This window comes from Faecalibacter rhinopitheci (genome assembly GCF_015234135.1).
Classification (GTDB): Bacteria; Bacteroidota; Bacteroidia; order Flavobacteriales; family Weeksellaceae; genus Empedobacter; species Empedobacter rhinopitheci.
Window position 1 is genome coordinate 228491 of the sequence record NZ_JADGIK010000001.1, and the last position, 26391, is coordinate 254881.

At 29.7% G+C, this 26391-nt stretch carries 25 protein-coding genes; 11 read left to right on the forward strand and 14 right to left on the reverse strand.

Annotated features, from left to right (window positions below; translation table 11 throughout):
* Positions 1–168 precede the first annotated feature (168 nt).
* From IM532_RS01085 to IM532_RS01105, 5 genes are all read right to left on the reverse strand, one after another.
* Positions 169–3219 (reverse strand): sensor histidine kinase, encoded by a 3051-nt coding sequence (locus IM532_RS01085; protein WP_194181599.1) that lies wholly within the window; start codon positions 3217–3219, stop codon positions 169–171.
* Positions 3206–3994, reverse strand: a complete 789-nt coding sequence (locus IM532_RS13790) for a LytR/AlgR family response regulator transcription factor (protein WP_194181600.1) — start codon at positions 3992–3994, stop codon at positions 3206–3208. Before IM532_RS13790 ends, IM532_RS01085 begins: the two co-directional genes overlap by 14 nt.
* Before the next feature lie 99 nt (positions 3995–4093).
* Positions 4094–5245 carry an MFS transporter gene (locus IM532_RS01095; RefSeq protein ID WP_194181917.1) on the reverse strand — a complete coding sequence of 384 codons (1152 nt, stop codon included), beginning with the start codon at positions 5243–5245 and terminating at the stop codon, positions 4094–4096.
* A 9-nt stretch (positions 5246–5254) separates the two neighbouring features.
* The gene (gene gloA2, locus IM532_RS01100; protein WP_194181601.1) at positions 5255–5644 is read right to left on the reverse strand and encodes an SMU1112c/YaeR family gloxylase I-like metalloprotein; all 390 of its coding nucleotides are present in this window, start codon (positions 5642–5644) and stop codon (positions 5255–5257) included.
* Positions 5645–5647: 3 nt separating this feature from the next.
* Positions 5648–6721, reverse strand: coding sequence for an NADH:flavin oxidoreductase/NADH oxidase (locus IM532_RS01105; RefSeq protein ID WP_194181602.1), 1074 nt, complete (start codon positions 6719–6721; stop codon positions 5648–5650).
* Between the two features lie 185 nt (positions 6722–6906).
* On the opposite strand from IM532_RS01105, the gene IM532_RS01110 reads away from it, so the two are divergent.
* On the forward strand, positions 6907–8235 hold the full coding sequence (locus tag IM532_RS01110) for an NAD(P)/FAD-dependent oxidoreductase (protein ID WP_194181603.1): 1329 nt from the start codon (positions 6907–6909) through the stop codon (positions 8233–8235).
* A 131-nt stretch (positions 8236–8366) separates the two neighbouring features.
* Here IM532_RS01110 and IM532_RS01115 read toward each other — a convergent pair whose 3' ends face one another.
* The 7 genes from IM532_RS01115 to IM532_RS01145 are packed head-to-tail and all read right to left on the reverse strand — an operon-like array spanning position 8367 to position 14920.
* Positions 8367–9152: a zinc ribbon domain-containing protein gene (locus tag IM532_RS01115; protein WP_194181604.1), complete on the reverse strand. Its 786-nt coding sequence runs from the start codon at positions 9150–9152 to the stop codon at positions 8367–8369.
* A 2-nt stretch (positions 9153–9154) separates the two neighbouring features.
* A complete protein-coding gene (locus IM532_RS01120) occupies positions 9155–10249 on the reverse strand; it encodes a Nif3-like dinuclear metal center hexameric protein (RefSeq protein WP_194181605.1) in 1095 nt (364 codons plus the stop codon).
* A 10-nt stretch (positions 10250–10259) separates the two neighbouring features.
* Complete coding sequence (locus IM532_RS01125; RefSeq protein WP_194181606.1) at positions 10260–10742, reverse strand: GNAT family N-acetyltransferase; 483 nt, start codon at positions 10740–10742, stop codon at positions 10260–10262.
* Positions 10730–11746 (reverse strand): phosphotransferase enzyme family protein, encoded by a 1017-nt coding sequence (locus IM532_RS01130; protein WP_194181607.1) that lies wholly within the window; start codon positions 11744–11746, stop codon positions 10730–10732. The genes IM532_RS01125 and IM532_RS01130 overlap by 13 nt, the downstream gene beginning before the upstream one ends.
* A complete protein-coding gene (locus IM532_RS01135; RefSeq protein WP_228063625.1) occupies positions 11746–12669 on the reverse strand; it encodes a nucleotidyltransferase family protein in 924 nt (307 codons plus the stop codon). Before IM532_RS01135 ends, IM532_RS01130 begins: the two co-directional genes overlap by 1 nt.
* Positions 12653–14023, reverse strand: coding sequence for a Gfo/Idh/MocA family protein (locus IM532_RS01140; RefSeq protein ID WP_194181609.1), 1371 nt, complete (start codon positions 14021–14023; stop codon positions 12653–12655). The genes IM532_RS01135 and IM532_RS01140 overlap by 17 nt, the downstream gene beginning before the upstream one ends.
* A gap of 15 nt (positions 14024–14038) precedes the next feature.
* On the reverse strand, positions 14039–14920 hold the full coding sequence (locus IM532_RS01145; RefSeq protein WP_194181610.1) for a ChaN family lipoprotein: 882 nt from the start codon (positions 14918–14920) through the stop codon (positions 14039–14041).
* A 69-nt stretch (positions 14921–14989) separates the two neighbouring features.
* On the opposite strand from IM532_RS01145, the gene IM532_RS01150 reads away from it, so the two are divergent.
* The 5 genes from IM532_RS01150 to IM532_RS01170 are packed head-to-tail and all read left to right on the forward strand — an operon-like array spanning position 14990 to position 19396.
* The gene (locus IM532_RS01150; RefSeq protein ID WP_194181611.1) at positions 14990–15886 is read left to right on the forward strand and encodes an ABC transporter ATP-binding protein; all 897 of its coding nucleotides are present in this window, start codon (positions 14990–14992) and stop codon (positions 15884–15886) included.
* A 2-nt stretch (positions 15887–15888) separates the two neighbouring features.
* Positions 15889–16713 (forward strand): ABC transporter permease subunit, encoded by an 825-nt coding sequence (locus tag IM532_RS01155; RefSeq protein WP_194181612.1) that lies wholly within the window; start codon positions 15889–15891, stop codon positions 16711–16713.
* A 24-nt stretch (positions 16714–16737) separates the two neighbouring features.
* The gene (locus IM532_RS01160; RefSeq protein ID WP_194181613.1) at positions 16738–17760 is read left to right on the forward strand and encodes a DHH family phosphoesterase; all 1023 of its coding nucleotides are present in this window, start codon (positions 16738–16740) and stop codon (positions 17758–17760) included.
* Positions 17761–18288 carry an FKBP-type peptidyl-prolyl cis-trans isomerase gene (locus IM532_RS01165; protein WP_194181614.1) on the forward strand — a complete coding sequence of 176 codons (528 nt, stop codon included), beginning with the start codon at positions 17761–17763 and terminating at the stop codon, positions 18286–18288.
* A gap of 31 nt (positions 18289–18319) precedes the next feature.
* Positions 18320–19396, forward strand: a complete 1077-nt coding sequence (locus IM532_RS01170) for a peptidylprolyl isomerase (protein WP_194181615.1) — start codon at positions 18320–18322, stop codon at positions 19394–19396.
* Between the two features lie 1003 nt (positions 19397–20399).
* Here IM532_RS01170 and IM532_RS01175 read toward each other — a convergent pair.
* The gene (locus IM532_RS01175) at positions 20400–20750 is read right to left on the reverse strand and encodes an ArsC/Spx/MgsR family protein (protein WP_194181616.1); all 351 of its coding nucleotides are present in this window, start codon (positions 20748–20750) and stop codon (positions 20400–20402) included.
* Positions 20751–20789: 39 nt separating this feature from the next.
* Between IM532_RS01175 and IM532_RS01180 the strand changes: the two genes are divergently transcribed.
* The 5 genes from IM532_RS01180 (at position 20790) to IM532_RS01200 (ending at position 25690) form a co-directional block, all read left to right on the forward strand.
* Complete coding sequence (locus IM532_RS01180) at positions 20790–21191, forward strand: DUF6146 family protein (RefSeq protein ID WP_194181617.1); 402 nt, start codon at positions 20790–20792, stop codon at positions 21189–21191.
* Between the two features lie 45 nt (positions 21192–21236).
* The gene (locus tag IM532_RS01185; protein WP_194181618.1) at positions 21237–21638 is read left to right on the forward strand and encodes a hypothetical protein; all 402 of its coding nucleotides are present in this window, start codon (positions 21237–21239) and stop codon (positions 21636–21638) included.
* A gap of 21 nt (positions 21639–21659) precedes the next feature.
* Positions 21660–22760: a peptide chain release factor 2 gene (prfB, locus tag IM532_RS01190; protein ID WP_194181619.1), complete on the forward strand. Its 1101-nt coding sequence runs from the start codon at positions 21660–21662 to the stop codon at positions 22758–22760.
* Between the two features lie 21 nt (positions 22761–22781).
* Positions 22782–24149, forward strand: a complete 1368-nt coding sequence (gene trkA / locus IM532_RS01195; protein WP_194181620.1) for a Trk system potassium transporter TrkA — start codon at positions 22782–22784, stop codon at positions 24147–24149.
* Positions 24150–24229: 80 nt separating this feature from the next.
* Positions 24230–25690 carry a TrkH family potassium uptake protein gene (locus IM532_RS01200; protein ID WP_317172974.1) on the forward strand — a complete coding sequence of 487 codons (1461 nt, stop codon included), beginning with the start codon at positions 24230–24232 and terminating at the stop codon, positions 25688–25690.
* 137 nt (positions 25691–25827) lie between these two features.
* Here IM532_RS01200 and msrA read toward each other — a convergent pair whose 3' ends face one another.
* Positions 25828–26361, reverse strand: a complete 534-nt coding sequence (msrA, locus tag IM532_RS01205) for a peptide-methionine (S)-S-oxide reductase MsrA (protein WP_194181622.1) — start codon at positions 26359–26361, stop codon at positions 25828–25830.
* Positions 26362–26391 lie beyond the last annotated feature (30 nt).

Genomic DNA, 26391 nt, shown 5'->3' on the forward strand with positions numbered 1-26391 from the left:
CATCATAGTAAGTTTATAGTAGCCAAAAAATGGTTAGTAATCAGGCGATATTGTTGTTGTTGTTTAGTTCGTTTCTTGTTTTACAAATCTATAAACTTCTTTTTATAAATAGTTATTACATAAGGTGCTTTTCGTAAACTACAGTTTTATTCAGGTAAAATAGATATATTAATGGGTGAAATTATTCAAATCAGCAATATTTCTATTCAATTTTAGCTTTAATGTAATCCTTGTGCCTGGATTATTTGGATAAAATCTTAAATAATCTTTCTCTTTACCATTAAAAATCATTAATCGATCGCGTATAATTTTAAGCCCTTTTGATACATGCAAATTATTTTGTCTTACGTTTTGTATTCCATTTCCATTATCTGCAATATTTATAAGAAGGAATTTGTCGCCTTTTTCAATTTTTAATACAATTTTATTATTTAATTGCTTTGGATTATATCCATGTACAAAAGCATTTTCTATAATTGGTTGTAAAAGCATTGGTGGAATTTTTACGGTATGTAAATTAATACTTTCATCAATTTTTGTTTCGAACTCTACTTTATTAGTAAATCTTTTATTTTCTATAGATATATATAATTTTAAGAATGTGATTTCATCCATTAAAGTAATTTCATTTTCACTTGATAAATCAAGCATTTTTCTAATTAATTTTGCAAACTGATTAAGACAATCTAAGGCATTATCAATATCATTATCAATAATATAAAACTGAATTGAATTAAGAATATTAAAGATAAAATGAGGATTCATTTGTCCTTGTAAAGCCATTAATCTAACCTCCGACATTTTCTTTTCTAAAGAGATTCTTTTGTTTTCGGCTTCATTAATTTCTTCAATTTGCTTAATTTTAAGTGTATTTATTTTATTTATATTCTTGATTTTATCCTTATAAAGTTTAAATAATAATATAATTAAACATAATATATTACCTAAAATGAAATATACATTGAGATAAAAAGGCGGATCTATGGATAGACTTAATAAATAAATAATTTGCTTATTAGAGCCATTTAGATCAGTAATTTCTAAATCAATATCATAATTTCCATACTTTAATGCATTAAAATGGATAAACTCTTCCGTAAAATATTCGCTCCATTTATCTTTTTTATGCAACCTGTATCTATATTTATATTTATTAGGATATTTGGTATTGATGAGAGCAAATTCAATAAAAATATTATTTTCCTGATTTTTTAATTTTAGATTTTTATCCACTAAATCAAACCATAAAAATTTATCTCTTTTAAAATTTTGATTATTGATTTTGACACTTGAAATAATTATTTTTGGAAGATTATTTTTCTCCTTAATATATTTCTCTACATCTATTGAATAGTACCCATTATCACTTCCTACAAAAATCTTATTGCCTTTAACCCACGGAGAACTTAACGATTTATAATCAATACCCTGATCTTTATTTAAATAATAATATTTTTCTCCATCTACAATCATTATACTAAAGAACGAACCTATAATAATTTTACCATTCACCTCATCTATAAAACTAATGTTGACGGAATTAATTCTTTTAGATGATATTTTACGTATTAGTTTAAGGGATTTATTTTCTAGTTTAAAATAGTATACATCGCCAAATTCAGTTGCTACTAAGAGTTTGTCCTCGCCAATACATTTTACAATTTTAATTTTTAATTCATCAAAAATTCCTTCTTTAGCATAAGAAATAAATTTCCCATCTTGGTACTTAAATAATCCATCTAAAGCAGATGCCACATAAATAGAATTGGAATTCTGACTCATAGAAACAATATTCATCGGCGTTTCAGAATCAAATTCAGAGAAATAATCATGTTCCAAATTTTCTAGATTATGATATACCTTTATTCCTCTAAATGGATGAACTTCTATTAATTGATTTTTAAAGAATGTAAACTGATAAGTATGAATGGGTAAATATTGTAAAATATCTCCCTTTAAATTTGCTTTAAACAGACCAGCGTTAGAGCTAATCCATAAGAAATTATTATGATAAAATAATTTTAAAAGTTTAAAATTATTCTTCTTTTTCGTGTAATCTATCTCAAAAAAATGGTTTTCCTCTGTAATAATATTTTTTAATTTCAGTTTGTTCTTTTGGAAATAATTCCAAAAATCATCCAGACTGATTAAAATTTTATTGGCTTCTTTTTCTGTTTCATATAAACTATGATTGGATAAAGCAAACTCCTTATCTCCTATAGATATCAAATCATTAACAGCATTATTATCTAACTCATTATGGGAAATAGGCATATCAAAAAAAACGCGAAACAATCCTTTATCTAATGTAGAAACATATGCAACATTATTTGTGGAATCATATATAATACCACGCGGAAACTTAGAATTAATTTTCAGCTTTTCGGTGATATCAGATAACTTTTTATCTTTATATTGATAGACTCCTCCAACTCCCGTACCTATATCATAGGCAGCAATCCATAATCCATTATTTACAGGTTTTACATCCCAAAAAACAGGTACCTTAGATAAGCGATATTCGTTGATCTTATTTAAAAAATCAGATTGTTTATAAATTGTAGCGCCTAGATTGGTTGAGAAAATTACTTTCCCTTCGTAGACATGAGAGTTTACAATTGTACTTAGTTTATTGACTGAAACTATTTTATTATCATCTATTCTAAAAACGCCATGATTAAATGTAGAAAAATATAATTTATCATTCATTTCCAGAAAAGTAACACCTTCTAAAATTTCATTTTTTGGATAATCTATCTTTGGATTATTTATTTTAAAATTCTCAGCATCAATGATTGAAATTCCTCCAACACCCGTTACATATATTTTATTTTTATAAATATGAATTTTACGTAAACGATTTGAAATTAATCCGTCCGATTTAGTAATCAGTTTAACATCTTTACCATTAAAATAAGCCAAACCTCTACCATAACTAGCAAACCATAATTTATTATTATGATCCTCTTTTATATCCCAAACATTATTAAATTTTATCTCCTTAAAACGCTTTAGCATTAAAAAGTGATTCATATCTTTTATATAGATTCCATATCGGGTAGAAACCCATAAATATTGTCGAGAATCTTGGAAGATTTTTAAAATCTCATTTGAATCTAAATTATTTTCGTTTGAATATTGCTGAGTAATAATATGCTGAGAAAATAATGAACTAACCCCTAAAAAAAAGGATAATATAAAAAAACTAAGATACCGCATTCATCAATACTTTCAATCCAGAAGCAGTTACAGGAATTAGAATTTCATTATTATCTAGATCATTTGTAAGAATTAACGTATTACTACGTTTATCCATACGCTTTGAGTAGTTTAAATTAACTAAATACGATCTATGCACTCTTGCAAAGGAATTCAACCCTATCGCCTTCTCCACTTCTTTTAAAGGTTTTGAAATTATATATACTTTAGAAGTTGTATTTATTTCACAATAATTATCTGCAGCTTTACAGAAAATAATATCTTTAATCTTAATAAATGAGATTTCGTTGACAGAAGAAAATAATAACATTCCGGACTCTGTCTTTAAACTGCTTTTAATCTCCTTATTTTCATCAAGATCTTCAATAATAGTAGGATTATTTTCTTTTGGTGTTGCAGTATTTTTTTGCGCATAAACTTGTTCAAAACGATTTAAAATAATTTTTAAATCTTGAACAGAAACAGGTTTCATAATATATCCTAAACATCCCCACTGGTTTACGGCCTCCATCACATAATTAGAATGTGCAGTCGTAAAGACTACTTCAAAATTTATTTGATCAAAGTAATCAAAAAGTTTAAAGCCATATTCATTGGGCATATTTATATCTAAGAAAACTAAATCTGGAGAAAATTCTCGAATTAATTCTACACCAGAGTTTACTGAATCTGCGACTAATATTTGACTAAAAAAATTGGGTAAAGCATGATGAATTAACCTTTTTAAACCTTCTTGGGCATGATATTCATCATCGATAATTATAGCAGTATACACTGAATATGAGATGTTTTAATTGGCTACAAATATAAATAATATAAGTTATGCCATGAGGCATAACTTATATTATTTAGTCTTTATTTAATAAAATGTGTGTTAATTTTTACTAGCGTTTAATTTCATGAATGTAAACGCTATAATAGCACCAATAAAAGCCATAATTACACCTACCCATAACTGAGAGTTGTATCCAAGGCCCATTGCTATAGGAATACCACCTAAAAATGCACCTAAAGCATTCCCGATATTAAAACTTGCTTGTCCGGCAGCGGCTGCTAATGTTTCTGATCCTTTTGCATTGTTAATTAACATCATTTGAATTGGGGAACCAATTGTAAATGCTATTAATCCTGCTAAGAAAGACATTATATAGGCCATAATTTTTATTTCTGAAGTAAAATATACCACTAATAAACAAATAGCCATAGATCCAAACGAAATAATTGCTGCCTTATTAGGAGACAATGTATCGGCAATTTTACCGCCTATTAAGTTTCCTAAAAACATACCTAAACCTACTAAAATCATAATAATTGGCACTACGTCTTTGCTCAACTTTGCAACTTCAGTCATTAAAGGTGATATATAACTTATCCAAGCAAATAATCCTGCTGTACCGATAGATATCATCGTTATTAAAACCCAAGCTTGCCATTTTTTAAAAAATGATAATTGTGATTTTAAACTTCCTTGGTTTGTATTTTTCACATTTGGGACCCAAAAATAAACCCCTAAAATAGTTACTAATCCTAGTGTAGATATAATAGCAAAAGTGTATCTCCAATTAAATTCTTGACCAAGCCAAGTTCCCAAAGGTACTCCTACCAAATTTGCTACTGTTAAACCTGAAAACATGAAAGCAATTGCCTGTGCTTCCTTCCCCTTTTTAGCTAACTGACTTGCTACTACAGAACCTACTCCAAAAAATGCTCCATGTGGTAAACCTGATAAAAAACGAGCAATAATTAAAGTTGTATAACTTGGAGAAATTACAAACAACGCATTAAAAATTGTAAATAAAAGCATGAAAAACATCAATACTTTTTTAGGATCAAATTTATTGGTTGCAATAATTAAAGTCGGTGCTCCAACCATTACTCCCATTGCGTACATGGAAATGAAATTTCCTGCTTTTGGAATTGAAATATCTAAATCTTTAGCAAAATCCTCTAAAACGCCCATCATCGTAAATTCTGTCATCCCGATGGCTAATCCTCCTAGTGCTAAAGCAACTAAACTTTTATTTATCATTCTTTTTTATAATTCGTACAATTCGATTGGTAAACCATCTGGATCTTCAAAAAATGTAAATCTTTTTAAAGTATATTCATCCAAACGGATTGGTTCTACCACTATATTTTTACTCTTCAAAAACGATATATTCTCTTCGATATTCTTTACAGAAAATGCCAAATGTCTTAATCCACAAGCTTCCGGGCGAGAAACCCGAGCTGGAGTATTGGCGAAAGAAAATAATTCTATCGTATATTGATTCTGCAAAGCTAAATCTAATTTGTAAGAATCCCTTGCTTCTCTATAAACTTCTTGAAGAATTGTACAGCCTAGAATTTCGGTATAGAAAGCTTTTGACCGATTGTAATCTGAACATATTATGGCAATATGATGTACTTTCTCTAATTGTAACATGAATTAATTTCGGGGTTTAGAACGTTCATACTGATTTGGCCATTTTACTTCCGCATGTAAAACTTCTGAAGCTAACATCGGAAAATAAGGATTTCTTAATAATTCTCTTCCTAAAAAAATAAGATCAGCTTGTTCATTTTCTAAAATTTCTTCCGCTTCTAGAGGTGTTTCAATCAATCCCACAGCACCTACTAAACATTCTGATTCTTTTTTAATACCCTCTGCAAATGGCAATTGGTAACCTTTTTCAACAGGAATATTTTGGTATGAAACTCCACCTCCAGTAGAAACATCAATTAAGTCTACGCCTTTTTCTTGTAATATTTTAGATAATTTAATCGAGTCTTCCAAACTCCAACCACCTTCTGCCCAATCTGTCGCAGAAATACGTATCCATAAAGATTGCGTAGTGATAACAGATTTAATTGCCTCTACAACCTCTAATGTAAATCGGATTCTATTTTCAAAACTACCACCATACTCATCCGTTCGTCGATTAATTAAAGGTGATAAAAATTGATGTACTAAATAACCATGTGCACCATGAATTTCTAAAATTTCAAATCCAGCTTTAATTGCTCTTTGCGCAGCAACTTTAAATTGTAATACAACATTTTTTATCTCATCCACAGTTAACGGATGAGGTGGATGATCTTCCTCTAAAAATGGCAAATCACTTGATGAAATAGTTCTCCAACCATTTACTTCATTTGGTTTAATTTGATGATGGTTAATCCACGGTTTTCCACAACTTGCTTTGCGTCCTGCATGAGCTAATTGTATACCTGGGACACAATTATATTTTTTAATTTCTTCAGTTAATTCATTATACGAATCAATATGATCATCCTTCCATATACCTAAATCTCCATAGGAAATTCGACCTTCCGGACTTACAGCCGTTGCTTCTAATATAATAGCTCCCGCTCCTCCAACTGCTCTAGTTGTGTAATGCACAGTATGCCAGCTATTAGGATAACCATCAACCGATGAATATTGACACATTGGCGACATTATAATTCTATTCTTCAGAATTATGTTTTCATTTATTGTAATTGGTTCAAATAAAAGAGCCATAAAATTTAGATTTAAGTGACTAAAATAGAAATAAAAAATGATTGTAAAAAAACATATATATAGTGGAATTCCCAACTGATTATTAGTCAAAGTTGTACTTATATGCTTAATAATAATTTTCAAATAATTGTTAATTCTTTTGCATTATACTCCATAATGTTCGTAATTTTACAAAAAAGTGAATTTTGGAAAAGAAAAAGATTGTCATTATAGGTGCTGGATTTGCAGGCCTTAGATTAGCTCGAAAATTAAACAATAACCCAAACTTTTCTATTACACTTATAGACCGCTATAACTTTCATCAATTTCAACCTTTATTCTACCAAGTTGCAACTGCAAGAATTGAACCTAGTAATATTTCTTTTCCTTTACGTAAAGTATTTCAAGGAAGTAAAAATGTTCAAGTTCGTTTAGCAGATGTTACAGGTATTAATGAGGCTAAAAACGAAGTTGAGACAACAATCGGGGATTTTTCTTACGATTACCTTGTCATTTCCACAGGATGTACCACAAATTTCTTTGGAAACAAACAAATTGAGGAATTAGTTTTCCCAATGAAATCTACTGACGAAGCGATTACGCTTAAGAATAGATTAATTACAAATTTTGAGAGTGCATATTCTGCATCTCCAGAAGAATTAGAAGAAATCATGAATATCGTGGTTGTAGGTGGAGGTCCAACAGGAGTTGAGCTTTCCGGATCAATTGCGGAGATGAAGACTAAAATTCTTCCAAAAGATTACCCAGATTTCGATTTTTCTGGATTAAACATCTATTTAATCGAAGGTGGACCAAATTTATTAGGACCTATGTCTGATGCTTCTCACAAGAAATCTCGTGAGTATTTAGAAGAATTAGGTGTTAATATCTGGACTGAAGGGCGTGTTACAGGTTATGATGGTAAAGTTATTTCTTTAGCGGACGGCCGCCAAATTAAAACTAAAACAGTTATTTGGGGAGCAGGTGTAACAGGTAATGTACCTGAAGGTATTAATCGTGAAATTTTACAACGAGGTAATCGTATTAAAGTTGACCGATACAACAAAGTAGAAGGATCTAATAACATCTATGCTATTGGTGACATCTCTTCAATGGAAACTCCTAAGTATCCACATGGGCATCCGCAATTAGCAAATGTTGCCATTAATCAAGGTTTAAACTTAGCCAATAACTTTATTGAGTTAGGTAAAAGTAAAAACCAAAATAATTGGACAATGTTTGAATATGCAGATCCAGGATCTATGGCTACTGTTGGAAAATACAGAGCTGTTGTAGATTTACCTAAATTTTCTTTCCAAGGACGTTTAGCATGGTTTACATGGATGTTTTTACACTTAATGTTAATCTTAAGTGTGCGTAACAAATTGTTTATTTTCTTAAACTGGGCACAATCTTATTTTACGAATGATACTTCATTACGTATTATAACACGTCCTACAAAAAAAGACTACAAACACAACATTAAAGATTACAGAAGATTCCCAAAGAATCGCAATAAAAAAGAAGAAGCTTAATAGCTTCTTCTTTTTTTAATTTATTTTCTTTAAAATCAATGAATATTTATTCTACAAAGTAAATATTAAAAACATTAAAAAAAGCGTAATCAATAAATTGATTACGCTTTTTTTTATTAAGATGATTGAAATTACCCTTTGATAATTTCGTCCATTTTTGCTCTCTCTTCTTCAGCTAATTCTAAATCAACTAAAATTCTTCCTGAATGCTCATCCGTAATGATTTTTTTACGTTGTGCAATATCCATTTGACGTTGAGGTGGAATTGTAAAATAAGAACCTGCAGATGCTCCACGCTCTACTGGTACTACTGCTAAACCATTTTTCACAGAAGTACGGATTCTTGAATAAGCTTTGATTAAACGTTCTTCAATGTTTTGAGCGTATTCTTCAGATAATTTAATTAATAAATTTTCTTCTTTCTCCGTATCTTTAACGATTGTTTCTAACTCCGCTTGTTTATGACCTAAGTGCTCTTTTTTAGCTACTAAATTAGCTTCAGCTTCTGAAACTTGTGCATTCTTTTGTTCAATTTTAATATTGAACTCACGAATTCTTTTTTCAGCTAACTCAATTTCTAATCCTTGGTATTCAACTTCTTTTGCTAAAGCGTCAAACTCACGGTTGTTACGAACGTTATCCTGTTGTTTCGTATATTTTTTAATTAAAGCTTCAGCATTTTTAATTACTTCTTTCTTTAACTTAATTTCTTCTTCCAAACCTTTAGATTCGTCTACGATTTTTTGGATTCTCGTTTCCATTTGAATAACGTCATCTTTTAAATCTTCCACCTCTAAAGGTAATTCACCTCTTGTGTTTCTGATTTCATCTAAACGTGAATCAATTAATTGTAAATCGAATAATGCGCGAAGTTTTTCTTCAACGCTCATTTCTTTAATATTTTTTGTTTCAGACATAGTTAACTATAATTAACAGGATTGGTAATAATTCCAGAATTAAAGACGACAAAATTACTAAATTTTTCTTTAAGATACGAAGAAATTAAATTAATTGTAAATTGTTCTGACTCATAATGGCCAATATCCATCAAAATGATTTGATCTTCAGCCGAAAAAAATTCGTGATACTTCAAATCTGATGTAATGTATGCATCCGCGCCTGCATTTAAAGCATTTTTTATAGCGAAAGCTCCAGAACCTCCTAATACTGCAATTTTCTTTATTTCTTTATTTAATAATCTTGAATGACGAATAACTGGTGTGTTCATCTTTTGTTTAACATACTGAATAAAATCTACCTCAGCCATTGCTTCTTCCAACTCACCAACCATTCCTAAACCAATATATTGATTTTTATTTGTTAAAGCAATCAAACTATATGCAACTTCCTCGTACGAATGATTTGTAAATAATGCTTTTAATATATTTGATTCTTTATGTTGAGGTACAACAACCTCTATACGCGTTTCGTCAACTTCTTCTAAAGTATTTATATTTCCGATTGTAGGATTTGAACCTTCTAGTGGTCTAAAATTGCCTTTACCTTCAATAATATATCCACATGAGTCATAATTACCTATATGACCTGCTCCTGCTGCGTATAAAGCCTTTTTTAGCTTTTCGGCATCATTATTCGGAACATAAGTTATTAATTGTTTTATTGCATTTTCTTTTGGGATTAAAACTTTAGCATTTTTTAAACCTAATTGATTTACAATTCCCCGATTAACACCTTCAAAAGAATTATCTAAAGCGGTATGAGTTGCATAGATATTAATATTATTTTGTATTGCTTTTATAACGGTACGTTCTACATATGTTTTTCCAGTAATTTTTTTTAATCCTGAAAAAACAATTGGATGAAAACTAATAATCAAATTAGCTCCTTCTCTCACCGCTTCATCAATAACTTCAGGTGTTGTATCCAAACAAACTAAAACTTTGGTTACATCAGCGTTATAATCTCCGACTAATAAGCCAACATTGTCAAAACCTTCGGCATAATTAAGTGGCGCTATTTCTTCTAATGCTGATGTAAAATCTTTTACTTTCATACTTGCGAAATTATAATTTTAATCTCAATTTTTCTGTGGGAATATCATTTTCCGTTCCTATAAAATAAGATTCCAACCCATTTTTCGTTAAAATTTTCTTGGAAGCTATGTTATCAGGATCAATAATTCCAATAACATATTTAGCTAACTCATTATTACGTGCAAATTGGATCAAATCTTTACAAACTTGATATCCATACCCTAATCCCCAAAAATCTTCCATTAAGAGATAACCAACTTCAACGGTATCTTCTTCTTTTATATAAATTTCAACTTTCCCTAAACCAATTAATTGGCTGCGATCATATACTTTAAAGTAACCACCTAATGTTTGAGATTTATTTGTAGATAAAATTTCTTTAAATCTAGATTCACTTCTATCCAAAGACGAGGCTTCTCCTGTTACATATTTCATCACCGCATCAGAGTTCACAATCCGATGATATAAATCAAAGTCTTCTTCTTCGAATTTTATGTAGCTTAATTGATACATATATGTTTTTGTATTGATTTTAAAAGATTAATTTGATTAATTGTTCGATCTAAATTTTGATTTTCTCTGGTTGTATGATAATAGATATCATCTTGTAAAAAATCTGTGATAAAACGAATGGCTTGTATAAGGATAACAACATATGCAGTTAAATCAATTGCTTCTAATTCTTTATCGGTAAGAATATTTTTAAGTTCTGATAAAAACCCTTCTTTTACTGATTCATAATAAGTTAACGAAAAATTATCTTCAGGATTTGGATCATCTTCTACTCTTAGATTAGAATATGTACGCACCATATCTCCAAAATCACATAAAATATTACCTGGAATAATCGTATCCCAATCAATCACAGCTTTAACTTTTGTTGAATCTGATTGATCAAATAAAAAATTACCAATTTTGGCATCTGCATGTACAATTCGTTGAGGAAATTCTAATGCTAAATATTTTTCTACGAGAGGTAAATGATTATTTATATAATTTATTGCTTCACTTGCGATTTTTACACGTTGCTGATTACCTTCTGTAACTGCCTTGGTGTAGCTTTCCACTCGCTTTTTATAATCTAAAAATCCAATTATACTAGGCTTAATTCGCGTAATATCTAAATCTTTTAAATAATAATGGAATTCGCTAATTGCCTTTGCCGCTTGATAAGCTTGCTCCTTAGAACATACTTGATTATAACAAACCGAATTAGGAATATAATTTGTTAAACGCCAAACCTCATCATTAACAAAGGTGAGATAGTTTTGATTTAAATTAGGCAGTATGTTAATAATACTTTTTGGATATTCATTCATTTTTAAATGATTTCCAATAGCCAACATATTTGAAATTATATCCTCAGGTTTTTTAAATATAGATGTATTTAATTGCTGTAAGATATATCTGTTGATTCCTAATTTTATTTCAAACGTTTGATTAATTAATCCTTCAGTGATAGGTTTAACGATCAAATCTTCAGGTTTTTCAAAATAATAGGCTAAAACTCGATCCATTAATGCCATAGTTTTTTAGGATAGAAACCATTTTCAATCTTCGTTCTAATTTCTTCCTTTACAGTCTCTTTATCTTGAGGATATGTCATACCAAACCATTGATCAGAGGATTGTGCAGCTACAACTTCAACCTTTTTCTCGTGGATTAAATCATTAATTACTTGTGGTAAGAAAAACTCTGATTTTAATTCCGTAGAATTTATCTTCATGAAATTTTCAAATTTATCTTCAAGCGTTCTAAAAATTGATGAATGTAATATCCAAAAATTCATAGATACAGGAGTATTAGCTGGGATTATTCCTGATTTATTATCTTCTTCAAAAATAATCTTATCTTGATATTTAAAGATGTTTGTGTGTTCATTTACATCTTTTAGCGTATCATTTATTATCTTACAAACACCACGAGAAACACTACCATTTTCGCTGAGTGTATTTTCTAATTGATAAGTTACAATCCCATAATTATTTGGAGTAATACTATTGTCCGTAGCTAAAGACATGGCTTTCATAAATGCATCTTTGCCATAATAATCATCCGCATTAATTACTATAAAATGGTCTGTAATATGATTTTTAGTGACTAACAAAGCGTGGCCAGTGCCCCAAGGCTTTTGTCGATTAATTATATTGTCATAATAATTTCTTGATACGGAAGAATAAGTGGTCTGTAGAATAAATTCTACAGACGCACCTTTATCATCAATTATTTTTTTAAAATATTTTCTTGTATCGTCTTCAAATTGTTGATTAACGACAAATACAAAGTGATTGATTCCTACTGATAATGCATCGTAAATAGAATATTCCATTAACGCTTCATTGTTTGGTCCAATAGGATCAATTTGCTTTTGCCCGTTATATCTACTTCCTAAACCACCTGCAAGAATGACTAAAGAAAGTTTATTAGATGTTGTTTTCAAATCCAAAAATTGGTTTTCTTGTTTTATATTTTCCTTTTGTAAAATCTGGCATTTCCTGAGAAGATCCATTTTCAGCGATTGATTTTTCGCTTAACGGTGTTACAGCATACCAAGTCGCTAAATCATAGACATCAAAAGGAAATTCACGATTATTCTTAATACACTCAATAAAATCATTAATTAAGAAAAAATCCATTCCTCCATGCCCAGCACCTTCTGCTTGTGCTTCATATTTTTTCCAGATTGGGTGATCGTATTTTTTTATATATTCTTCAGAATTCGTCCATTTATGATTTTTTTCCATTGCATTTTCAAAATATAAAAATCCTTGATTAAAACCTCCTGAACCTATATCTTGCCAAATACCATCTGTTCCTTGTACTCTAAATCCTAAATTATAAGGACGTTGTAATGATGTGTCGTGTGTAAGTAAGATTGTTTCGCCATTTTCACACTTTAACATTGTTTGTACAATATCACCTTGATTAAATTTAACTTTAGCGTTTGGATGATCTTTTCCTCCAGTTTTTATAATATAATCTGTAAGACCAGCCTGTTTAGAAGCCATGGAAGATAAATGAGTAATTCTGTTTCCTCGATTCACATCCATCATTGTAGCTACAGGACCTAATCCATGAGAAGGATACAGTTCTCCATTTCTTTTACGGTAATGTTCTGTACGCCAAGCAGCTTCCGAAAATCCTTTTTCTCCAAATTCTACACCACCTCCATAGGGTTGTTTTCCATCATTAAAAAGTACGTTTCTTAAATCATGTTGATAACCACCTTGTCCATGGACAATTTCACCAAACATTCCTTTTCTAGCCATATTAAATACCGCCATAATATCACGTCTGTAGCATACATTTTCCATCATAAAGATTGGAACTTTTGTCTCTTCATATGTTTTTACATAATTCCAACATTCATCTACTGTAATAGCTCCACAAACTTCTAAACCTACAATTTTACCAGCTTTCATAGCTTCTATAGTTTGAGGTTCGTGCCATTCCCAAGGAGATGAAATTATAACTGCATCTAAATTTTTCATTTTTAACAAATTACGGTAATCATAATTTCCGTTACTGAAATATTGTACAGGTTTTTTATTATGCTTTTCAAAAATTTTATTAGCGCGATCAATCATTCTTTGATCAGGTTCTGCAATTGCTACGACCTCTACATCATCACGTCTTAGTAATTCATTTAAATGAACTTGCCCTCGCATTCCTACGGCAATAAGACCTACTCTAATTTTAGTTTTATTAGTTTCAAATGCAAATAATGATTGTGGAAGAATTAGAGCTCCAAAAGTAGCGACTGCTGCATTCTGAATAAATGATTTTCTGTTCATAGTGTTAATTTATATTTAGTATGTTTTTATAGTGTCTTTAGGTAAAACTAATGTAAATTCTGTTAAAATTGAAAATTCATCAGTTAATTTAGGCAATTTCAAGTTTGGGTCAGCCGATTCCATAATTTGAATAACTGCTATTTTTAATTCTGGTTTTTTATTTTTCAAGTACCAATATATTCCTCCATATTGTTTGGAATGATAATCACCGTTGAAATGTAAGAATATTTTATCTTTATTTAAAACTTTTAGTATAGATTCGGCCATAGTAGCGTCTTTTATAGCTTGTGCATCAACAAATTGTTTAGCTTTTAATTCCATATGATCTTCCATCATTCTCATCATTTCTGGATATCCGGGAGAATTATAATCGATAGGAAATGGTAAATTCACTATCCATTTTTTTTCTTCTATAGATAGAGTATCTAAACTTTCTAAACCATTTTTTGAAACTTGAGATGCATATTTTCTAGGAATATTTGTTGCAATAAATTCTAATTTATTTTCTTTAGCAAAATCTACAATAGGTTTATAATCTGTCTTATAATTAGACCAAAATCTTACTTTTTCTTTAAAAACGTCTTCTGGTATTTTGTGCAGAATATAGTCAGTCAATACTTTTTGATTATCCCGTTCAAACATTTCAGCTCCTAGTATTAAATTATTTGCTTTAGCTTCGCTTAAAGATTTTGTAAGTTGTAGTTGTAACCAATGATTGGTCGAATTATCATGATGTTCACCAAAAAGGATTACATCATAATTTTGTAATTCTAGAAGCAATGAATTATAATTTATCGATTGACCTTTTTTATTGTAAAATTGAAAAGTTTTAAGCTCTTGTGCTAATAAAAAATTATTAGCAAGCAAAAACAACGTGATTAAAAATATTTTCTTCATTTAAAATTATAAAGTGTAACAAAATAACTAAAAGATCTACTAAATTGATATAAGAATCTGAAACTAATTATGCAAAAAGTACTTGAAATTAAAAATTTGACCAAAAAATTTGGATCAATTACAGCTGTAAATGATGTTAGTTTTTCGGTAGAAAAAGGAAATGTTTACGGATTACTAGGTCCTAACGGAAGTGGAAAATCTACCACTTTAGGAATGATATTAAAAACTTTAAATCCTACTAATGGGACATGGAAATGGTTTGAAGAAGAACCTAACGACAATTCTTTAAAGCGTATTGGCGCTATCATAGAAAGTCCAAAATTTTACCCCTATTTATCCGCGGAAAAAAATTTAAAAATTGTAGCCGATATTAAGGAAGTTCCATATTCTAAAATTGCTGAAAAATTACAACTTGTTGGTTTATATGACCGTAAAGACAATAAATTTGAACAATATTCTTTAGGAATGAAACAGCGTTTAGCTATAGCTGGAGCTTTATTAAATGATCCTGAAGTTCTTATTTTAGATGAACCTACAAATGGTTTAGACCCACAAGGAATTATTCAAATTAGAGAGTTAATTCAGAAAATTGCTTCCCAAGGAACAACTATCATTTTAGCTTCTCACCTATTGGATGAGGTTGAAAAAGTTTGTTCGCATGTTGTGGTTCTTAAACAAGGAAAAATGCTGTATGCTGGTGAAGTGGACCAATTAAATAATAGTTATGGATTATTTGAATTGAATGCTGAAAATCAAGAACAACTAATTGCTGTTTTAAACCAGTTACCCTATTTTTCAAAAATAAATATAAAATCAAATAAAGTAGAAGCCATTCTTAATCACGAAATATCATCATCAGATTTGAATAAAATTTTAGTTGAAAAAGGAATTTATTTATCTCATTTAGTTAAAAGAAAAGAAAGTTTAGAAAATCAATTCTTCCAATTAATTCAACAAAACAAATAATTATGAACAGACTACTACGCATAGAATGGAACAAAATGTTCTACAACAAAGGGACTCGTATTTTCTTGATTCTATATTTTGCTTTAATTGGATTAATGGGCATCATTTTACCTAATATTAAGCCAAACATTAATGGGATGGAAATTGATTTCATTAAGCTTGGAGCACTTAATTTTCCCGTTATTTGGCATAATATCACATGGTTAATTAGTTTTGGAAAATTCTTTTTAGCTATTATTATAATTAATAATATTACAAATGAATATTCTTTCGGAACTTTCAAACAGAATACAATAGATGGTCTGACAAAAAAAGAATTCCTAGGTACTAAGCTACTTATGAACCTTATTTTTGCATTATTTTCTACACTATTAGTGGCTATAATTGTAATAAGCTTAGGTGCAACATTTGCTGAAAATTTTGATTTCATTAAAGGAATTGAATTTCTACTTGGGTATTTTGTAGAAATATGTACTTATATCTCATTCGCAGTGTTTTTATCTTTCTTATTGAGAAAATCTACATTTGCTATTTTATTATTATTTATCTGGAAAATAATAGAATGGATAATTATAGGAATTGAATATTTCACAAAAAATAAACTAAATCCATCTCCAGAAGAATCTACAACATTTACGACTTATTTACCATTAAGCGCAAATAGTAACATAATCGGCTTTCCACCGGGTAGTATAAGTCAATATTTAATGGGTGGAAAGTTCTTTCAAGACTCATCTGTTAGTTGGGACTATTTAACAATTAATGTGATTTATACCATTCTATTTTTAGGATTATCATATTTAATCGTGAAGAAAAGAGATTTATAATCGTTGTTTTTTTATATTTGCGAAATGCAAATGACAAATTTTGACGCTTTAAAAGAATTGCTATCTTCACCAAAAAAGATAGCAATTTTACCACATAAAAATCCAGATGGTGATGCAATTGGTTCTACTTTAGCCATGTATCATTATTTACAAAAATTAAATCACACGTGTAATGTTGTGGCTCCTAATGATTTCCCTAAATTCTTAAAATGGATGCCAGCTGCAAAAGATATTGTAATAGCCGATTATCAAGCAAAAAGAGCTGAAGCTATTATTCATCAAGCCGACATTATTTTCATCTTAGACTTTAATACTGTTACAAGAATAGATGAACTAGGACATTGGGTGGAAAAATCTCATGCTCCTAAAGTTTTAATCGATCATCACAGAGAACCTGATACATTTGATTTTATGTATTCAGACATAGAAATGCCAGCAACTTGTCAAATGGTCTATAATTTCATTGAAAAAATGGGCAATCTAGAGATGATAGATAAAGATATTGCACAATGCATATATACTGGTATGATGACAGACACTGGCGGATTCAGATTCCGTAATACTTCTGCATCTACACACCGTATTGTAGCCAATTTAATTGATAAAGGTGTCGAAGTGGATAAAGTAACATCTTACGTTAATGATTCACAATCTGAGGCACGTTTAAAGTTATTATCTTTAACATTAAATAATCTAACTTTTATCCCAGAATACCGTACAGCTTTCATGTTTTTAAAACGTGAAGATTTATTACAAAATGGTTTTCAGAAAGGAGATACAGAAGGTTTTGTGAATTATGGTCTAAGCGTAGAAAATTATATTTTCTCTGTTATCTTCATTGAAGACACAGTTCATAATTTTATTAAAATTTCTTTACGCTCAAAGGGTGATTTTGATGTAAATGAGTTTTCAAGAAAACACTTTAATGGTGGTGGACATATGAATGCTGCAGGAGGAAGATCTGATTTAGATATGGAAAAAACTATAGAATATTTTAAATCTCTCCTACCACAATACCAAGATAAAATAGTTAAAGTTGAAATCTAAATGAAAAAATTACTATTAATAAACTTCATTTTTCTGAGCTTGTGGAGTTGTGAAAATAAAGTCATACAATATCCTGTAAGTTATAATAATGATGATTTTATGAAACGATCTCAGGAACGTGGAAAATTATTATTAGAAGAAGAAATTTCATGGTTTGATAAATACATGAAAGATTCAGAACTTAAGTTTAATAAAACTGAAAGTGGTTTTTGGATTTCTAATTCTGGAATTAAATCTCCTAACATGGCGAATATTGGTGATTATGTTCATTTCACTTATCAAGTATATGATATTGATAATAAGCTTATTTATTCTTCTGATGAAGTAGGCGAACATAAAGCTATTCTAGGAAAAGCAAATTATACTAGAGGTATAAATGCTGCTTTACAATTAATCGAACCAGGAAAAGAAGCTAAATTACTTTTACCATCTTTCTTAGCATATGGAGGATTTGGTGACCAAGATAAAATTGGAGCTAACCAACCCATTATTGTTGACTTAAAAATTATAGATATAAAAAAACACTAATTGACCCTACTAAAAACTGTGAATATATTAAATGAGAAAATTAGTATTAATCCTAACGATCATTACAACGCTTGCTAGTTGTGGCGTTAAAATACCAAAATCGATGAGTAAAGAAGAATTTAAAAATTTAGAAGACGGATTGTATGCAAAAATGACTACGAATCATGGTGCAATGACAATCAAATTTTACGAAGAACAAGCTCCAATGACTGTAGCTAACTTTGTTGGTTTAGCAGAAGGACAAATCGAAAATAAAGCGAAAGCAAAAGGAGTACCTTTTTATGATGGAATTGTTTTCCACCGTGTTATTAAAGATTTCATGATTCAAGGTGGTGATCCAGACGGTAGAGGAACTGGAGGACCTGGTTATGATTTTGAAGATGAATTTGATGCTGATTTAAAACATGATGAAAAAGGAATTTTATCAATGGCAAATTCAGGACCTGCAACTAATGGTTCTCAATTCTTCATTACAGAAGTTCCTACTCCATGGTTAGATGGACGTCATACAATTTTCGGTAAAGTTATAGAAGGATTAGAAGTAATTGACTCTATTTCTAATGTTGAAAAAACTCGTGATGACAAACCAGTTGTTCCAGTAACTATTGAAAAAGTAGATATCGTTCGTAAAGGAGATAAATATGCAAAATACAATGGTGCTGAATCTTTTATAGCTGCTAAAGAAAATCATGCAACTAAACAAGCAGAAGCTCAAGCTAAATTACAAGCAGAAAAAGATGCAGAAATTGCTCGCCAAAAAGAATTAGAAGCTAAAGCTATTTCTACTGAATCTGGATTAAAATACGTAATATTAGAAGAAGGTCAAGGAGAAGTTCCGGCACACGGAGATGCGATTAAAACTCATTATACATTACGTTTAAACGATGGAGAAAAATTAGATTCTTCTTATGATCGTTCTCAACCGCTAGACGTTACTGTTGGTGTAACAGGTTTAATCCAAGGTTGGATGGAAGCTTTAACTCTTTTCAAAAAAGGTACAAAAGTATTTTTAATCATTCCTTCACAATTAGGATACGGAGATAGAGGTGCTGCTGGTGTTATACCACCAAATGCAACTTTATACTTTGATATGGAAGTTTTAAACTAAAAATTTTCTAAATATATTAAGGTGCTGTTTTTACAGCACCTTTTTTTATGCTCTAATTTTAAATTGAATTCATCAATACCACTCATTATTAGTGAATTATAACTTTACACTATCACTCAATAGAAAAATATTGTAGTATTTATTCATTTCAGAAGAAAATCCATCGGATATTTGCATCAGAAAATTAAGGTTTTCTACTTATAGGGATCATCTAATGTTGTTGATTAGTTATCGAAGGAAAAATTTTCCCTATAATATATTCATAGTGTTTTTTTATAGTAGTTTAGGTTGGTTAAAAAGGTTTTGGGTTTCCAAGACCTTTTTTTATTACAAAAAATATTCGACGCTAAACTTGTTTTAAAAATGGGATTTATAAATAAAAATTATTGTTTAATAGAAAAATATTGTAGTATTTATTCATTTCAGAAGAAAATCTATTGGATATTTGCATCAGAAAATTAAGGTTTTCTATTTATAGGGATTATCTAATGTTGTTGATTAGTAGTAGTAGAAAAATTTTCCCTATAATATATTCATAGTGTTTTTTTTATAGTAGTTTAGGTTAGTTAAGAAGGTTTTGGGTTTCCAAGACCTTTTTTTTATTCTATAGATTTATATATAATGTTAAATAAAAAAATAAATTATCTTCATTTCATATATTGTTTATTTTGTAAATCCTCAATTTAACAAGGGATTGAGTCAATATATTTTAATTATAGATTTATCCTATATGTTAAAATGATAAATATTCTGTTATTTATTATATTCAGTTAAAATTATTTTGGATATTTGCATCAGAAAATTAATTTTTTCTACATTATAATTCTAAAGAGAGAAAACTCTTTAAATTATTCATAGTGTTTTTTTATAGTAGTTTAGGTTGGTTAAAAAAGGTTTTGGATTTCCAAGACCTTTTTTTTTTTATGGTTTTATTAGAGAAGTTACTTTATATATATTTAGATAGATTTTAAATTTTTATAACTCTACTTTCTCCGTAATTTAATTATTTAGTATTTAAAAATATTTGTATATTTTCTACAGGTCTGCCAATTACACCATCATTATTTTTTAACACTATTGGTCGTTGAATTAGCTTTGGATTATCAATCATTATTTGTATTATCTCATCATTTGTAAATTCCTTATCCATGAATTCTTCTTTCCAAATTTTTTCATTAACTCGAACCAGGTCTATCGCTTTAATTTTCAAAATATTAAGTATGTCTTTTAACTCTTCAAAAGTTAAATATTCTTTGAGATATTCTCTAATTATAAAATCTTTACCCGATTCTTCCATAATTTTGATAGCTTCCCTACTCTTACTACATCTTGTATTGTGTAAAATTGTATACATATTGCTTTTTTTTGGTTAAATTTAATAAATTTTGATACAATGAAGTATTTTATATATACAATAGCTTTACTACTTAGTTTTATATCGTGCTCCACGAAACCTAATAATTTAGATACAATTAATACTCCCAATAATCTAAAGTTTGAGCCTAATGAAGATGGAGAATATGATATTATTGTTTTTGACGCACAATATGATATTTATTTAAAATCTATTGCACAACCAAAAAATTACCATTCCTATGAATACTATAAATCTCGCAACAGGTTTTATGTCGTATTATGGAACCAGCGTCATATGATGCCTTCTGTATATAACCCCAACTTGTACGCAGTTAGTATAGAATTAGATCCTTCTGTAAACTATGGTTTAGATTTTGAATATAAACTATTTAACTTTTTCAAATTTATAGAATGGAAATATAAAGTCCGTTTAACGTAAATTTGCATAAAATACATACATTTGCCGCCTTATAATTTAATTTTTATGAATTCATTTTCAACAGAAGTTTACAACGAAATAATTGCAGTTCTTCCCCAGCTAGAAGGTTTAAATAAACCAAATTCAGAATTACTAGAATTCCATTTGGAAAATGATCACGATAGTGAATTGGGAAGTATTTACATACAAACATCTGATGATGACCATATATGGATTAGAGCTGATTATAATTATACTACTTATGCTGTAGATTCTGTTGAAGAATTAATATATATAATTGGTGGAATTATTTCTAATGAAATGTATTGGGTTGTTGCTTTTGAAAATGAAGAATGGGATGATTCATTCTTTGCTTTAAAAGGTCACGAATTAGAAATTGAAGAGGGAATTAATTACAAAATTCTTTCTTGGAATGGTCTAGAAGATCAATTCATTAAAGAAAAATAATTAATCAATAAACACATCAACATGTTTAATACAGAATTGTTAAAAAACGTACAACAACGTACACAAGAATTATATACCTATTTAGAAATTGAGCAGAAGGAAATAGAAATCCAAAATGAAGAAGAAACGGCAGCGTCTCCAGAATTTTGGAATAATCCGAAGCAAGCGGAAGCTTTTATGAAAGTCTTACGTGGTAAGAAAAAATGGGTAGATGATTATAACATTATAGCTTCTGCAGTAAATGATTTAGAAGTTCTAATCGAGTTCAATAAAGAAGGTGATGTTTCTGATGAAGAAACGCAAGCTCAATATGAAATTGCATTAAAATTAATTGAAGATACTGAATTTAAAAATATGTTATCTGAAGAAGGTGACAATTTAGGTGCAATTTTACAAATTACTGCCGGCGCTGGAGGAACTGAATCTTGTGATTGGGCAAGTATGTTAATGCGTATGTATTTAATGTGGGCAGAAAAACATAAATTCAAAGTAAAAGAGCTAAATTACCAAGCTGGCGATGTTGCTGGTGTAAAAACTGTAACATTAGAAGTTGACGGAGAATTTGCATTTGGTTATTTAAAAGGAGAAAATGGAGTACATCGTTTAGTCAGAATCTCTCCATTCGATTCTAATGCGAAACGACATACTTCTTTCGTATCAGTATACGTATCCCCTATTGTAGATGATACTATTGATATACAAATAAATCCTGCAGATGTAGAATTACAAACTTCTCGCTCAGGAGGTGCTGGTGGGCAAAATGTAAATAAAGTAGAAACCAAAGTTCAGTTGACACATAAACCTTCAGGAATTGTCGTTGTTTGTCAAATAGAACGTTCTCAACTAGCAAACCGAGAACGTGCTATGGAAATGTTAAAATCTGAATTATACAAAATCGAGCTTGAAAAGAAAATGGCAGCTCGAAACGAAATTGAATCCAATAAAATGAAAATTGAATGGGGTTCACAAATTCGAAATTATGTAATGCATCCTTATAAACTCGTGAAAGATGTTCGTACATCATATGAGACAGGTAATGTAGATGCAGTAATGAATGGAGAAATTGATGAGTTTCTTAAAGCATTTCTCATGTTAATGGGACAAAAAGAAACCTCAAATTAAAAATAATATTTTCAAACTTATATGAAAATTATAATTGGTGGCGCTGGAGAAGTTGGATTCCACCTGGCTAAATTATTATCTAATGAACTTAACGATATTATTATTGTTGACATGGATAAAGAAAAGCTTTCGTTTATCGAAAACAATCTTGATGTGATGGCTTTTAGGGGAGACATCACCTCTTTTAATGCTTTAAAGGAAATTAAAGTTGATGAAGCGGATATGTTTATAACTGTTACACAATTGCAAAACACAAATCTTACAAGCGCAATGATTGCTAAGAAGATGGGTGCTAAGAAAACAATTGCGCGTATCTCAAATCCTGAGTTTTTACATGCCGATAATCAACTCTGGATTCGTAGTCTTGGAATTGACACCATTATTTCGCCTGAACAACTTGCAGCAAGTGAAATTTATTCTTTAATTCAACAGTCTGCCTTCAATACAATGCATTCTTTTGCCAATAGTCAACTATTTTTAGTCGGAACTATTTTGGATAGTGATTCCAAAATTCTAGGCAAAAAATATGGTGATATGTATTTGACCACTAAAGGTGGAATTGAAAATTTATTTTTGCCAATTGCTATTATTCGTAGTAACGAAAGAGGCGAATATATTACGATTATACCTGATGTAAATACCGAATTTAAACTTGGAGATCAAATCTACTTTATTGTAAAAAAATCTGGGATAATAGAAATTTATAAAATTCTTGGTAAAAAACAAGAATATTTTAAAAATATCATTGTGCTTGGTGGTGGAAGTATTGGGGTAAAAACTTCCAAAATCTTAAAAGAAAATAAACATAACGTAAAGCTTATAGAAATTGATCGTCACAAAGCTTTTGATTTAGCTGACGAATTAAGTGATATATTGATTATTAATGGTGATGGACGAGATGGCGAATTGTTAACAGAGGAAGGAATATCTGATTCAGACGCATTTATAGCAGTCACTGGTAGTTCTGAAACTAATATTATGTCATGTTTGTTGGCAAAATCAAAAGGTGTTAAAAAGACTATCGCTCTTGTAGAAAATATAGATTATATCCATCTATCACAAGAAGTGGGTATTAATGCCTTTATCAATAAAAAATTACTTTCTGCGGATAGCATATTTAGGTATATTCGTCAAGGTCAAGTAATGGATGTTACTGGTATTTCAGATTTAGATGCAGAAGTATTAGAATTTAAAATACAAGAAAATTCGAATTCTGCATTTAAAAAAATTAAAGATTTCCCTTATAAAGATGGTGCTGTAATAGCTGGAATTGTACGGAAAAATGAAGGTTGGATCCCTTCAAATGAATTTATCATAGAACCTTTTGATCGAGTAGTTGTTTTTACAAAATCTCATCTATTATCAAAAGTTACAAAATACTTTAAATAATGAAAACGCTCAACTATAAGGTAATATTAAACCTGTCAGGCGTTTTACTACTACTTAATGCACTTTTTATGTTCATTAGTATGTTTGTGAGTATTTATTTTCATGATGCTTTAACATATTCATTTTTAATTTCCGGTTCTATTATAGGAGTTATAGGTTTTTCTATGACTTATTTTACAAAAGACTCTAGAAAACATATATCTAAAAGAGAAGGTTATATTGTTGTTTTTGTAGGTTGGCTTTTCTTAATTCTCTCCGGTTGTATCCCCTACTTTTCCGCCTATTTCTTTCTTCCATCAGAAGATCTAGTAAATAATGATTTCAACTTTGTAAATATTTTTTATGAAACGGTATCAGGATATACTGCTACTGGAACCTCTATTTTTGATGATCCACAAAATCTTCCTAAAAGTATTTTATTTTGGAGAAGTACAACAAATTGGATTGGAGGCATGGGAATTATTGTATTAACAATTGCTATACTTCCCTTTTTAGGTATTGGAGGACGTCAGTTATTTATGGCTGAAGCTCCTGGAATTTATACAGATAAAATTCATCCACGTATAACAGAAACGGCTAAAAACCTATGGATGTTATATATGGGTTTAACATTGATTTTTTCAATATTATTATACTTTTCTGGAATGAACTTATTTGATGCAACCAATCATTCTATGAGCGCAATATCAACTGGAGGATTTTCTACAAAAAATAATGGATTAGCATTTTGGGGAAATAATATATCAGTTCAGTATCTTTTGATCATATTAATGTTTATAGGGGGTACAAATTTTACTCTGATCTATTTATTAATTAAAGGTCATTTTAAGAAAATATGGCAAAATGAAGAATTTAGATGGTATGTTTGGTTGATTTCTTTAATTACTTCAATTATTTTCATTGCTTTATTTTTCTTTGTTTTACCAAGCCGATACGACAATATGGTAAATTTCGCTACGATCGAAGAGGCTTTTAGAATCGCATTATTTCATGTAATTTCCATCATATCTACAACTGCTTTCTATTTAGAGGATTATTCAAGCTGGTTAAGCGTTACAACCTTGGTTTTCTTTTCACTTTTTTTTATTGGTGGATCTGCAGGTTCCACGTCTGGAGGTATTACAGTTATTAGACATGTTTTATTATTAAAAAATTGCTTTGCAGAATTCAAAAGAATTCTTCATCCAAATGGAGTAATTCCTGTTCGATATAATGGCAAAGCTATTCCACAATCTATAGTATTTCATGTCATGGCATTTTTCGTCATGTATATGTTTATATGGATAGCAAGTTCTGTAACATTTGGATTATTAAATTATGGAGCCGATATGAGTATTAGCCATATTCTTTCTTCTTTAACGATAACAGCATCTACTCTAGGAAATGTAGGTAGTGGATTTGGAGAATTTGGTCCCGGTTCATCATTTAATTCTTTGACGGTTGGTGCAAAATTCCTATGCTGCTTCCTAATGGTTTTAGGAAGGCTAGAATTGTTTACTATTTTAATTTTATTTACACCGTATTTCTGGAAAAATAATTAAAATAAAAAGGCGAAAGTAGTCCTTTTATTATTAAGTCCTTCTTTCGCCAATGGTTGGTTTGGTTGGTTATTTTTTTAATCTAGGTTGGTTATATTTATATTATCAACCATTATGCCAAGTAAATTAAATTTAGATACTTACTTTAATTTATTTTTAAATTTTTCTCTAAATTTTTGAATCTTAGGCCCTACTACTGAAGAACAATATGGCTTATTTGGATTTATATTGTAATATCCTTGGTGGTATTCCTCAGCTGGATAAAACGTATCAAAAGCAGTGATTTCTGTGACAATTTCTTTATCATAATAACCACTTTCATTTAATTTAGCTATTGCTTGAATGGTTTTTTCCTTCTGATTTTCATCTAAATAATATACCACTGAACGATATTGTGTCCCCACATCCTCACCTTGACGATTCAAACTCGTTGGATCATGTACTGCCCAAAAAGCTTCTAATAATTCTTCAAAACTTATAACTTCAGCATCATAATCTATCTTTACAACTTCAGCATGGTTGGTTTCGCCTGTACAAACTTCTTCATACGTTGGGTTTTCTGTATCTCCTCCTGCATAGCCTGAAACTGCACTTTCTACTCCTTGTAGTAAGTTATAAACTCCTTCCACACACCAAAAACATCCAGCCCCAAATATTGCTGTTTCCTTTTTCATAATTCCTGAATTTATTATTTATTTAGATTT